General features: G+C 63.6%; 9 protein-coding genes. 6 read left to right on the forward strand and 3 right to left on the reverse strand.

Features of this window, described 5'->3' with window-relative positions; genetic code table 11:
* Positions 1-6 precede the first annotated feature (6 nt).
* The 4 genes from ACVWWD_RS12905 (at position 7) to ACVWWD_RS12920 (ending at position 6,472) form a co-directional block, all read left to right on the forward strand.
* Positions 7-2,595, forward strand: coding sequence for a GumC family protein (locus ACVWWD_RS12905; RefSeq protein ID WP_352550210.1), 2,589 nt, complete (start codon positions 7-9; stop codon positions 2,593-2,595).
* A 179-nt stretch (positions 2,596-2,774) separates the two neighbouring features.
* A complete protein-coding gene (gene folD, locus ACVWWD_RS12910; RefSeq protein WP_352550209.1) occupies positions 2,775-3,674 on the forward strand; it encodes a bifunctional methylenetetrahydrofolate dehydrogenase/methenyltetrahydrofolate cyclohydrolase FolD in 900 nt (299 codons plus the stop codon).
* 28 nt (positions 3,675-3,702) lie between these two features.
* Positions 3,703-4,701: a GlxA family transcriptional regulator gene (locus ACVWWD_RS12915; protein WP_032922464.1), complete on the forward strand. Its 999-nt coding sequence runs from the start codon at positions 3,703-3,705 to the stop codon at positions 4,699-4,701.
* A 112-nt stretch (positions 4,702-4,813) separates the two neighbouring features.
* Positions 4,814-6,472 carry a vWA domain-containing protein gene (locus tag ACVWWD_RS12920; RefSeq protein WP_457103103.1) on the forward strand — a complete coding sequence of 553 codons (1,659 nt, stop codon included), beginning with the start codon at positions 4,814-4,816 and terminating at the stop codon, positions 6,470-6,472.
* 67 nt (positions 6,473-6,539) lie between these two features.
* Here ACVWWD_RS12920 and edd read toward each other — a convergent pair whose 3' ends face one another.
* The 3 genes from edd to zwf all read right to left on the reverse strand — a co-directional run bounded on the left by edd (position 6,540) and on the right by zwf (position 10,604).
* Entirely contained in the window at positions 6,540-8,363 is a 1,824-nt protein-coding gene (gene edd / locus ACVWWD_RS12925) for a phosphogluconate dehydratase (RefSeq protein WP_352550207.1), read from the reverse strand.
* A gap of 73 nt (positions 8,364-8,436) precedes the next feature.
* A complete protein-coding gene (gene pgl, locus ACVWWD_RS12930) occupies positions 8,437-9,153 on the reverse strand; it encodes a 6-phosphogluconolactonase (RefSeq protein WP_352550206.1) in 717 nt (238 codons plus the stop codon).
* Positions 9,135-10,604 carry a glucose-6-phosphate dehydrogenase gene (zwf, locus tag ACVWWD_RS12935; RefSeq protein WP_352550205.1) on the reverse strand — a complete coding sequence of 490 codons (1,470 nt, stop codon included), beginning with the start codon at positions 10,602-10,604 and terminating at the stop codon, positions 9,135-9,137. Before zwf ends, pgl begins: the two co-directional genes overlap by 19 nt.
* Positions 10,605-10,913: 309 nt before the next feature.
* Between zwf and ACVWWD_RS12940 the strand changes: the two genes are divergently transcribed.
* Both ACVWWD_RS12940 and ACVWWD_RS12945 read left to right on the forward strand, forming a co-directional pair.
* A complete protein-coding gene (locus ACVWWD_RS12940) occupies positions 10,914-11,660 on the forward strand; it encodes an SDR family oxidoreductase (protein WP_031241153.1) in 747 nt (248 codons plus the stop codon).
* A gap of 92 nt (positions 11,661-11,752) precedes the next feature.
* The gene (locus ACVWWD_RS12945) at positions 11,753-13,057 is read left to right on the forward strand and encodes a Mur ligase family protein (RefSeq protein WP_352550204.1); all 1,305 of its coding nucleotides are present in this window, start codon (positions 11,753-11,755) and stop codon (positions 13,055-13,057) included.
* Positions 13,058-13,071: the final 14 nt, after the last annotated feature.

The raw sequence follows: 13,071 nt of genomic DNA on the forward strand, positions 1-13,071 counted from the left end.
ACGACAATGGTCGACAGGGAAAACCGTGAAGACTGGAAGCGCGAGCGCTCCTTGCTGGCGCTTGGCGAAGCCGTGCGTGGCGAGGAGGATGCTTCGCTGGTATCGATAGGAGACCGCGCGGACCCCTCATGGCGCGAGGATGCCGCCACGCGCCATCGCCTGGCCCGTTCCCGTCGCGAGACGAAGGCGAGCCCGCCTCGGTCGGCAGCCGATAACGCCGAACGGTCTCGCCTGGACGATGAGCAGCCGTTTGTATCCGAGGGCGCCTGGCTTTCGCGGGGGGAAACCGGCACCGGCGATTTGCAACCCGACATGCCGCCAGCAACGCCCGCCCCGGAGGAATCTTCGGGCACGGGTGGCGCCCATGAGGCAATCGGGTCCCGCGCTACGGGCGGAGCTGACCCGTCCTCCAATGGCGGGACCGACAGTCAGCAATGGAAGCCGCTGATCGATCCGATGCTGGTCGTTCGCGGCGTTGCCAGGTCGAAGCTGCTGATCGTTGCGACCACGATACTGGGCGCTGGACTTGGCGTCGCCATCGCCTTGTCGATGCCGAAGAAATACGAAGCCACGACCGAACTGATCATCGAGCCGGGTGACCTGAAGCTCTCCGATCGCGATCTCACCCAACCGGTAGGCCAGCCCGATGCCGCGCTGGCCGTCGTCGAAACCCGGATCAAGATGCTCACCTCGGGCACCGTTCTCGATCAGGTCGTCAAGAATCTCAACCTCGTCAACGATCCGGAATTCAATGGGCAAGGCTCCGGCGGCCTCGGCGTCATGTCGCTCATCCGCTCGATCGTGTCACGCAACGATGGGCCGGGCGGCGTCGATGAGGTTCGCCGCCAGGCGCTGGCTGTCGGCAATCTGGCCAAGAGCCTGTCGGTCGAACGCAGCGGCAAGACTTTTGTCATTTCCGTCAGCGCCGTAACCCAGAATGGCGACAAGTCGGCGCTCATTGCCAACACGACGAGGACCGTCTTCCAGCAGGAAGCCGCCAAGTACCAATCCGACATGGCCGGACGCGCGACGAACGAATTGACGTCCAAGCTCGATGATCTGCGCAAGGGGGTCGAGGCGGCCGAGCGCAAGGTCGAGGATTTCAGGGCCACGCATGGTCTGGTCGACGCGCAAGGCCATTTGATCAGCGACGATCAAATGCTGAAGCTCAACGAGCAGCTCTCGGTCGCCCGCGCCCGCACGCTGGAACTCAATGCCCGGGCGGCGTCGGCGCGTTCGCTGGACGTCAATTCCGTTCTGACCGGCACGTTGCCGGAAGAGATCAACTCCAACACCATGAGCGATCTGCGCTCGCAATATGCAACGCTGAAGCAGGAGGCCGATCGTGCCGCGGTCCGGCTGGGACCGCGTCATCCAGAACTCCAGGCCCTCGACGCCCAGATCGCGGGCGCGCGCGAGCGCATCGCGGCTGAACTGCGCCGCATCGCCTCTTCGCTGCAGGTCGACTTGAAGCGCGCGGTTCAGCTTGAACAGGACCTCGCTTCCCGGCTGGCCCAGGCAAAGGTCCAAAGCGGCGACGTCAACAGCGACCTGGTGGCCCTGCGGGAACTGGAGCGTGAGGCCACCGCCAAGCGTTCCGTCTACGAACAATATCTCTTGCGCGCCAAGGAGACTGGTGAACAGACGGGCATCAACACGACCAACATCAATGTGATCACTCCCGCCCAGGCCCCCCTCGAGCCAAATGGACCCTCACGGGCCTTGGTGGCGCTCGCCGGCCTGCTGCTTGGCCTTGCCGCCGGCGTTGGCCTCGGCGCTCTGCGCGGTACCTATGATAGCCTGCGCGAGACGGCAAGCTCGCGCTCACGCCGCGAGCGCAAGGTGGACGAACGCAAGTTGGGTGACCAGAGAGCGCCTCGCGAGGAGCAGCCATTCCGGGCGGAGCCTCCGCCAGAGCCACCCATGCCGGCAGCGCCTGTGCCGCCGCCGCCCGCGCCACCGCCGCCGGTCACGCGGACCGAGGCCGCTCGCGCCGAAAGCTCCGGCAGGATCGGCGCACTCATGTCGAGACTGCGCAAGGTCATGTCCCGCAAGCCGTCGGCCGAAGCCGACGACGACATCTCCCGCGGGTTAGGCCTACCCGCCTTCGCCGACAACGGACGGCCTGTCAACGCTCCGCTATTTCCTGGCCATCCGGAGTCCGGTTTCGGGCCTCGGCAGGCGGCCGGCCTGGATTATTCGCAGTCACCCTTCCAGCCGGGCGCCGACGCCGGGTATGGGCAGCGGATGACCTTGCCTTCGCGCTCGCCCCTGATGTCGCAACAGGCAACGTACCCGGCTCCGCCGTCGCCGTCCTCTCCCTATGCACAGCCGTTGGGCTATCTTCAGGCGCAGCCCTGGTCGCCGGCGGGGCATCCCTCCATTCCAGCGGCGGCGGGACCCTATGCGGCCCAGATGCCGTATCCGCCGCCCCCCGCTCCGACGCAGCCCTCGGACGCTCCGCCCGCGGGGCCGATCCAAGTCGAGGAGGGTGGCGAACAAGCATCGGTCGAAGAGATTCGCGCCAGCCTGCGTGAATTCCGCGAAGCGGTCCGTGAACTCACGGAAAACCGCACCCGTCGCCGCTACTTCTGAGCCACCAGATAGGGGGCGGAGGCCGAACAAAACCGTGCCGGTTTCGCGTAAACGGCATGGGAAGGCGCTTTGACGGGATTGCGAGCTTGTATTTTCGTGACAATGCCGCGCTGCAGATTGCCTGTGCCGCGGCATTATGTTCTCGAAGCGGCGTGGGGCGGAACGATGTTGAGGGTGGCATGGCCGAAGTGATTGACGGAAAAAGCGTTGCCGAAGACGTGGTGCGGATAGTCAAGGCGCTGACCGCCGAGCTGGTCGCCAAGGGCAAGGCCAAGCCAGGCCTGGCCGTGGTCATCGTCGGGGAGGATCCTGCGAGCCAGGTCTATGTCGCCTCCAAATCCCGCACCGCCAAGGAATGCGGCTTTCATTCGCTTCAGCATACGCTGCCGGCGGAAACGTCCCAAGAGGCGCTGCTCAAGCTCATCGCCGAACTCAACGCCGATCCCGAAATCAACGGCATCCTGGTCCAGCTTCCGCTGCCCGCCCATGTCGATGCCGGCAAGATCATCCAGGCCATCGCGCCGCAAAAGGACGTCGATGGGTTCCATTTCATCAATGTCGGCAAGCTCGGCACCGGTGAACTCGATACCGCCTTTGTTCCCTGCACGCCCGCCGGCTCGATGCTTTTGATCGAGCGCGTGCGCGGCAAGGATCTGTCCGGCCTCAACGCCGTCGTCGTCGGCCGCTCCAACATCGTCGGCAAGCCGATGGCCAATCTGCTGCTTGCCGCCAACTGCACCGTCACCATCGCGCATAGCCGCACCAAGGACCTGCCTGCGCTTGCCCGCACGGCCGACATTCTTGTCGCCGCCGTCGGCAGGCCCGAGATGATCAGGGGTGACTGGGTCAAGCCTGGCGCCACCGTCATCGATGTCGGCATCAACCGCATTCCGGCGCCCGAGAAAGGCGAGGGCAAGTCGCGTCTCGTCGGCGATGTCGCCTATGCCGAAGCGGCAAAGGCGGCCGGCGCGATCACCCCGGTGCCCGGCGGTGTCGGGCCGATGACCATTGCCATGTTGATGGCCAATACGTTAGCTTCGGCCTACCTTGCGGCCGGATTGAAGCGGCCTTCCTTCTGAGCCCGGGTTGACCCTGAAAGCCGCAACTTTGCCGAACCCCACCATTTCCCCGGAACGGCCGGTCACGAATGATCCCGTTCAAGGCGGCAGGCAGTTCGCTTTCCTGCTGGTCGACAAGTTTTCCATGTTCTCGCTGGCCGCCGCGATCGATACGTTCCGGTCGGCGAACCGCCTGCTCGGCCGCGATTTCTACGGCTGGACCACTGTGTCGGCCGATGGTGATCCGGTGATGGCTTCCAACGGCCTGCCGCTCAAGATCGACTACGCCGTCGCAGACCTGCCGCCGGTCGATATTCTCTTTGTCTCGGTCGGCTTGACGACGGAATTTCCGGGCAAGAGCAAGGTTCTGGCGGCCTTGCGCAGCTGGGGCCGGCGCGGCAACGCGCTTGGTGCCTTGTCGGTCGGATCCTACCTGCTGGCCGAGGCCGGCCAGCTCGAAGGCTATCGCTGCACCATTCATTGGGAAAACCGCGCCGGCTTCGTCGAGCGCTTTCCTGACATCAACTGCACTGGCAACGTCTTCGAGATCGACCGCAAACGCTACACCTGCGCCGGCGGCACCACCTCGATCGATCTGATGCTGGAGATCGTGCGTGGCGATTTCGGCTCCAACCTCGCCAATGGCGTCGCCAACCAGTTCCAGCACGAGCGCATCCGCTCCGCTGGAGACCGCCAGCGCGTCGGGCCGGAGCGTGACCTGACGGGCAAGTCGGAGAAGTTGCGACGCATCGTAGAACTGATGGCCGACCATCTCGACGAACCGCTTTCGGCGGTACAACTCGCCAAGTCGGCGGGCCTCTCGGTGCGCCAGGTGGAGCGGTTGTTCCTGCGCCATCTCAACGTCACGCCCGGACGCTACTATATGCGGCTGCGGCTGGAGCGGGCACGCGAATTGCTGCGCCAGACCAACATGCCGATCCTCGACGTGGCGATCGCTACCGGCTTCACCTCGCATTCCTATTTTGCCCAGAGCTATCGGCTGCAATTTGGCCGCCCGCCCTCGGAAGAGCGCCGCACGACATACTGAATTGGGTACGCACGGGCCCTAGCGGGCTATCGTTGATAGCGGTGGCTTGTGTCCCGGCACGCGCTCAAATAGCTTCGGCCAGCGGACGGGGTGGCTAACTCAGGAGATTTCGATGGCGATACTTGCGCGGAGCGTCGCTGCGGCGATCCTCCTTTTGTCGGCCACGACATTCGGCTTTGCCGCCAACAAGGTCATCATTATCCTCGACGCGTCGGGATCGATGTGGGCGCAGATCGACGGCAAGCCCAAGCTGGAAATTGCCCGTGAATCGCTGAGGACCGTGCTTCAATCGGTTCCCGCCGACGACGAGATCGGCTTCATGGCCTATGGCCATCGCGAAAAAGGCAGCTGCGACGACATTCAGCTGATCGTGCCGCCCCAGGCTGGCTCGGCAAGCGCCATCTCGGCAGCCGCCGACAGCATGAAGTTTCTCGGCAAGACGCCGCTGACGGCAGCCGTCAAGCAGGCGGCCGAAGCGCTGAAATACACCGAGGACAAGGCAACTGTCGTTCTTATCACCGATGGGCTCGAAACCTGCGGCGGCGATCCTTGTGCGCTTGGCAAGGAACTCGAAGCCTCCGGCGTCGATTTCACCGCCGACGTCGTCGGCTTCGGCCTGACCGCCGACGAAGGCAAGCAGATTGCCTGCCTCGCCGACAACACCGGCGGCAAATACATCCAGGCTTCCGATGAGAAGGCGCTGCAGGAAGCGCTGGTCGAGACCGTCGCGGCACCGGCGCCCGAGCCAGCACCAGCCCCCGCTCCCGCGCCAGCGCCCGAGCCGGCCAAGTCCGAGTTCAATTTCATGCCGACCGTGGTGCTGGCCGAGGGCGGCGATGCTGTCATCGAAGGCAATGCCTGGGAAGTCTACAAGGCCAAATCAGACGGCACGCGCGGCGACAACGTCACCACCGAATACGGGGACTACAAAGCCAATCTGGAACCGGGCGACTACGTCGTCGTCGCGCGCGACGGCGAGGCCAAGACGGAGCAGAAGATCAAGATCGAGGCAGGCCAGGTCTACAAGCCGCTGTTCACCTTGAATGCCGGCACGCTCATCCTGCATCCGCGACCGAGCCAAGGTGCCGATGTGGCCAGCGGGGCTTCTGTCGTGGTCGCCTATGCGGGCGTCGACAACCCTCCGACCTATTATGGAGACACGAAAGTCGTGTTGCCGGCCGGCGACGAGAAAGTGACCGTCACGATCGGGCAGGGCGTGGTCACCGAAACGATCCCGCTCGCCGCAGGCAGGGTGATCGACAAGGACATCATCGTGGGCGTGGGCCATGTCGTTGCCAACGCATACTATGTGGCCGGCGGCGACAAGGCTGACGGTTCAGGCACCGGCTTCAAGGTGCTCAAAGCCAAGAAGAAGATCGATGGGACCCGCGACGAGGTCACCTATGCCTATGGCCCCGACAGCAAGTTCGATCTGCCGCCCGATGACTATGTGCTGATCGCGACGGTCGATCTCGCCGTCGTGGAACAGCCTTTCAGCGTCAAGGTCGGCGAATTCCAGGACCTCAAGGTCGCCATGAATGCCGGCGTGCTGGCAATCACGGCGCCCGGCACCTCCAAGATCGAGATCTTCGAGACGAAGAAGGACATCAATGGCAATCGCAAGTCGATCGGCTATGCCTATGACGAGAAGTATGAGGCCGCGATAACGGCGGGCGATTACGCGGTGGTTTCGGAGAAGTCGGACAACAGCAAGAAGGAAGGCGCCGTGACCGTGAAGGCCGGAGAGCGGGTTGAACTGACGTTGCAATAAGGATTGCGATTTCGACCGGCAAAAAGGGCGGCCGCGTGCCGCCCTTTTTTATGCCGGACAGAATGCGTCAGGCAGTGCCGAACGCGCTGGCACCGTGATCGGCGCGGCCCACCAATTGACGGAAGCCGGCGAACAACTCGCGTCCGAAGCCGAATTCATTGCCGATTAGATCGACTTCGGCCGTGCGGCGCAGCGCGAATTCGGTGCCTGGCACCAGCACTTCCAGCGTGCCGGCATCGGCGTCGAGGCGGATGATGTCGCCGTCATGGATCCGCGCGATCGGCCCGTCCTCGACCGCTTCCGGCGTCACATGGATTGCCGCCGGCACCTTGCCGGAGGCGCCCGACATGCGCCCGTCGGTGACCAGCGCCACGCGCTGGCCGCGATCCTGCAGGATGCCGAGCACGGTGGTCAGCTTGTGCAGTTCCGGCATGCCGTTGGCCCTCGGACCCTGGAAACGGATGACGGCGATGAAGTCGCCGGTGAGTGTGCCCGCCTTGAAGGCGTCGTTCAGCCCCTGCTGGCTGTCGAACACCTTGGCCGGCGCTTCGATGACACGCCGCTCCGGTTTGACGGCTGATGTCTTGATGACGGCGTGGCCGAGATTGCCCGCCAGCACCTTCAGGCCGCCCGTCGCCTGGAAAGCCTTGTTGAACGGCGCCAGCACCTTTTCGTCGCCGCTTGCGCGCGGCGAAGCCTCGCGCAGCACACCGCCATCGGCGCCGAGCTTTGCCTCGACCGCATAGGGCCGCAGGCCTTCGCCCCACACCGTCCGCACATCCTCGTGCAGCACCCCTTCGTCGAGCAGTTCGCGGATTAGGAAGCCGAGGCCGCCGGCGGCATGGAAATGGTTCACGTCGGCAAGTCCGTTCGGATAGACCCGTGCCAACAGAGGCACCGCTTCCGAGAGGTCGGAAATATCCTGCCAGGTCAGCGCGATGCCGGCGGCGGCCGCCATGGCGATCAGGTGGATGGTGTGGTTGGTCGAGCCGCCGGTGGCATGCAGGCCGACGACGCCGTTGACGAACGAACGTTCGTCGATCATCCGCCCGACCGGCGTATAGGCGTTGCCGAGCGCGGTGATCGCCAACGCCCGTTTCGTCGCTTCGCGGGTCAAGGCGTCGCGTAGCGGCGTGCCGGGATTGACGAAGGACGCGCCCGGCGTGTGCAGGCCCATGATCTCCATCAGCATCTGATTGGAGTTCGCCGTCCCGTAGAAGGTGCAGGTGCCCGGCCCGTGATACGACTTGGACTCGGCTTCCAAGAGCTCGGCGCGTCCTGCCTTGCCCTCGGCATAGAGCTGGCGGACCTTGGCCTTCTCATCGTTGGGCAGGCCTGTCGTCATCGGGCCGGCAGGAATGAACACCGCCGGCAGATGGCCGAAGGTCAGTGCGGCGATCACCAGCCCCGGGACGATCTTGTCGCAGACGCCGAGATAGACGGCGGCGTCGAACATGTTGTGCGACAGGCCGATCGCGGCTGCCATGGCGATCACGTCGCGCGAAAACAGCGACAGCTCCATGCCGGGCTGGCCTTGGGTCACGCCGTCGCACATCGCCGGCACTCCTCCGGCCACCTGGGCGATGCCGCCCGCCTCGCGCGCGGCCTCCTTGATCAGGGCAGGGAAGGTTTCGAAGGGCTGATGCGCCGACAGCATGTCGTTGTAAGAGGTGATGATGCCGAGATTGGGCACTTTGTCGGCGCCGAGCGCCAGCTTTTCCGAGGGGCTGCAGACCGCAAAGCCATGGGCAAGGTTGCCGCAGGACAGCACCGACCGGTTGGCGGTCTGGTTCGACGCTTCGGCGATACGGCTGAGGTAGCGCTCCCGGCCCGGTTTGGAGCGCTGGCGTATCCGTTCGGTGATGGCTTCGATATCGCGTTTTGCGGTCATGGGATCAGGTCCTTTCAGGCGAGGTCCCGGAAACATCCTCCCGCCGTTGCCGGGACCACTTGTAAACTTGCAATCAGGGCGCCCAGAAAACCTCCACGGGCTTGGGCGATGCGTCGAGCACGGCACGGATCGGCTTTCGCGGCCCTGGCGCGGCCGCACCGTCGAAGGCGGTTCGCTTGTCCTCGCCCTCGATGTGAAGCGCGATGAAGCCGGCGTCGATGATCCGCGCCAGGGTCAGGGTCAGCCGAGGCTCACCCGCACTTGCAGCATGAACCGGCAGGATGATCCTGTCAGAGGCGGGATCGAGCAGCTTCGGCAGATCGTCGGCATCGGGAAAGAAGGAGGCGGTATGGCCGTCAGGCCCCATGCCGAGGATCACGACATCAAGCGGCCAGGGCAGGGATCGCAGGGCCGCATCATCGGATGCCGCGGCATCCTCGATGCCGACCGCCTCGTGGTAGAGCGGAACGAAGCGGGCCGCCTTGGCCGCGTTCTGCAGCAGGTTGGCGGCAACCAGCCCGGCATTGGATCGCGGCGAGGAGGCCGGTACGAAACGTTCGTCGACCAGTGTCACGATCACCTTGTCCCAGGCGATCGGCGCCGCGGAGAGCGCGGCAAAGAATTTTGCCGGTGTCGTGCCGCCGGAGACCGCCAGCAGTGCCGTGCCGCGCCCGGTGATCGCCTTGGTCAGGGCATCGGCGACGCGGCCAGCCAGCGCCGAGGCCAGTTGCGAACGGTCGGGAAAAGCGTTCCAGTTGTAGCTGGCGCTGTTCAATTGCTCTCGTGCCATGTCCGCCCGTCACGTTCGATCAGCGCTATCGAGGCCGACGGCCCCCAGGTGCCTGCCGTATAGCCCTGCGCTTCCTGCTTGGCGCCTTCCCAGGCATTCTGGATCGGGTCGATCCATTTCCAGGCGGCTTCCACCTCGTCGCGGCGCATGAACAGCGTCTGGTTACCGCGGATGACATCCATGATCAGCCGTTCGTAGGCGTCGGGCGCGCGGCCGTCGAACGATTGCGCGAAACTCATGTCGAGCGAGATCTGGCGCAGCCGCATGCCGCCCGGGCCTGGGTCCTTGATCATGATGAACTGCTTGACGCCTTCATCCGGCTGCAGCCGGATGACAAGTTGGTTGGCGAAGATCGGCCCGGCGCTGTCGCCGAAGATCGAATGCGGGATCGGCTTGAACTCGATGACGATTTCCGAAACCCGGGTCGCCAGCCGCTTGCCGGTCCTGAGGTAGAACGGCACGCCCGCCCAGCGCCAGGTGCCGATCTCGGCCTTGATGGCGACGAAGGTTTCGGTGTTGCTGTCCTTGCCGAGTTCCTCGACATACCCTTTCACCGGTCCCCCGGCCGAGGCGCCGGCGCGGTACTGGCCGCGCACGGTGTGCTTCGGCGCCTCGTTGCCGTTGATGCGCTTCAGCGCCCGCAGCACCTTGAGCTTCTCGTCGCGCACCGCGTCGGCGTCCATCGACGAGGGCGCTTCCATGGCGACGAGGCAAAGCAGCTGCAGCATGTGGTTCTGCACCATGTCGCGCAGTGCGCCGGCCTTGTCATAATAGGTGACGCGGTCTTCCAGGCCGACGGTCTCGGCGACCGTGATTTGCACATGGTCGATGTGGGCGGAATTCCACAGCGGCTCGTAGAGCGCATTGGCAAAGCGCAGCGCCATCAGGTTCTGCACCGTCTCCTTGCCGAGATAATGGTCGATGCGGAAAATCTGGCTTTCGTGGAAGTCGTCGCCGACCAAGTCGTTGAGCGCCCGCGCCGAGGCAAGATCGCGGCCGATCGGCTTCTCCAGCACGATGCGCGAATTCGCCGTGATCAGGTTATGCTCTTTGAGCTTGTGCGAGATGTCGCCGAACAGCGCCGGCGCCACGGCAAGGTAGAAGGCGCGGATGTGGTCGCTTTCGCTGATCGCCTTTTTCAGCTTGTCGAAACCGGCGCCGCTCGTTGCATCGGCCGGGACGTAGGAAAGCCGGGCGAGGAAGGTCTTCAACTCCTTGGCATCGATATCGGCCGGCTTGACATGGTCCGAAATCGCCTGCTTGGCGAAGGCTTGGAACTCCTCGTCGCTCATTTTCGAGCGCGACGTCCCGATGATGCGCGTCGGCTCGGAGAATTGATGGTCGCGCTGGCGATAGTAGAGCGACGGCAGCAGCTTGCGTTCCGACAGGTCGCCGGTACCGCCGAAAATGATGAAGTCGAAAGGATCGACGGGAATGATCTGGCTGGTCATGGTCTGTCCGCTTTGACGCCGGTCGCAAGTACGCGGCTGATATATTCTAATCGATTTAAATTTTCCAGTGCCATGGTGTCACATCGAGGACCAATCGCTGGATATTGATTGAGTCCACCTGTGCGCTTGACACTGGCGCCAGCCGGAGGCTTGTCGATGAACGAAGACTCCGGAAGCTTTCGCAGTTGCAGCATAGAACGTGAATGTGACGAAAGCTAAGGGAGAAATGGGCGCTTGTCTGTCGCGGCGTGGGCCACGGCCGTCGGCAGCCTTGTTGGTCGCGGGAAGATATCGATGAGCGGGGAAAGCATGCGTCTGGAAAACAAGGTCGCCATTATCACCGGGGCGGCATCGGGCTTCGGCGAAGGCATGGCCAAGCGCTTCGCGCAAGAGGGCGCCAGGGTCGTTATCGCCGATCTCAACGCCAAGGGTGCGAAACGCGTCGCCGATGAGATCGGCGAGGCGGCGATCTGGACGCAGACCGACGTTTCGTTGCGCTCCGAATTCGACGAAATGGTCTATGCCGCAAAAAGCGCCTTCGGGCACATCGACATCATGGTCAACAACGCCGGTTACACCCATCGCAACGGTGACATGCTCGAGGTCGATGAGGAGACCTTCGATTTGATCACCGCCGTCAACATGAAGGCGATCTATCATGCCGCCCTTGCCGTGGTGCCGATCATGGAGCGGCAAGGCGGTGGCGTCATCCTGACCACGGCCTCGACTGCCGGGCTGAGGCCACGACCCGGCCTTACCTGGTACAATGCCTCGAAAGGCTGGGCGATCACCGCCACCAAGTCGATGGCGGTGGAGCTCGCGCCGAAAAACATCCGCGTCAACTGCCTCTGCCCGGTCGCCGGCGAAACCGGCATGCTGGAGAAATTCATGGGCGCCGACACGCCCGAGATCCGCGAGGCGTTCCGCGCCTCGATCCCGCTCGGGCGGCTGTCGACCCCGCTCGATATCGCCAACGCGGCTTTATGGCTGGCCTCGGACGAGGCCGCTTTCATCACCGGGGTCGCGTTGGAGGTCGATGGCGGGCGCTGCATCTGAGGCAATCGCCGACTTGACCGCGACTCGGGCATCGACTTGACTTGAAGTTATGGGGCCTCAAGTTCTTTCCGGGGAACGGGATTGTTGGCGCGATGAAGTCGAAATTACGCAAAGCTTTCAAAGATCTGCGGTGGCGCGTCAGTGTCTACAGGGCGAAGCGTGCCCGCGCGAAAAGCAAGGCGACTTTCATCGGCGTCACCGGCAGCTCGGGAAAATCGACCGTCACGGCACTGCTTGGGCACATATTGGCCGCTCATCGACCAGTCTACACGCAGGTTCTGGCCAACACCATCCATTCGGTCGTCAGCACGCTCTACAGGCGCATGAAGCATGTGGAACAGGCCGACTATGTCGTAATGGAAACCGGGGCGTACGGCGTCGACACGATCCGACCAATGGCGGAAATGCTGCAGCCGCATGTGGCTGTCGTCACCATGATTCGTCTGGAGCACGTTGCCAGTTTCAGGACACTGGAAAACGTCGCCATCGAAAAGCGTGCATTGGTCGCGGCATTGCGTCCGGGGGGCCTTGCAGTCCTTAATGCCGACGATCCCTATGTCGCTGACATGGCTACCGGCGCCGGATGCCGCGTCGTCACCTTCGGCGCGGCACGGACGGCCGACTATCGTGTGACCGACATCCACGCCGCCTATCCGGACCGGCTAACCTTTTCGATCCATTGGCGAGGAGGGCTGCTGCAAATCCAGACGTCTTTTCCCGCCGAATATTTCTGGCTACCCACCGTTGCCGCCGTCGCTACGGCGCTCGAACTCGGTGTTCCTCCACACAAGGTTGTGGCCCAGGTGGCAACGTTCCAGCCAGTCGTGAATCGCTGTGCCGTGCTGATCACCGAAGGCGGTCCGCAATTCATCGTCGATGCCGCCAAGGCGCCCTGGCACTCGATCAATCTTGCCCTGGACATGATGGCCAAGGCTACTGCCAGCCGCAAGCGCATCGTAATTGGCCAGATTTCGGACTACACAGGCTCGTCCAGGAAATACGCTCACGCCTACCAAACCGCGCGGGAAATCGCCGATCAGGTGATCTATACCGGAGACAACGCACATCGCTCGCGTGCCAGTCAGAGCGATCGCGACAACGGCCAGTTTGTCGAGCTTCGGACGGTGAAGGAAGTCTCCGACCATATCAAACGGACGGCGGTGCCCGGCGAACTGATCCTCGTCAAAAGCTCATCCAACCTTCACCTGGAGCGCATCGCGCTCGCCTGGACGCATGACGTCAAATGCTGGATCCCAATCTGTGGCAAGAAGGAAGGCTGCCAAACCTGTGGTATGTATGAATTGCCCTACGAACAGCATCGCGCCCACGTCATGCTCCGCAGGCGCACCAGAATGTGGCGGCAGTTCCGCGGCATGTTCAGAGGCAGGTCGTCATAAGGCTGGGCCCGGCA

The sequence above is a fragment of the Mesorhizobium sp. URHB0026 genome (assembly GCF_054059755.1).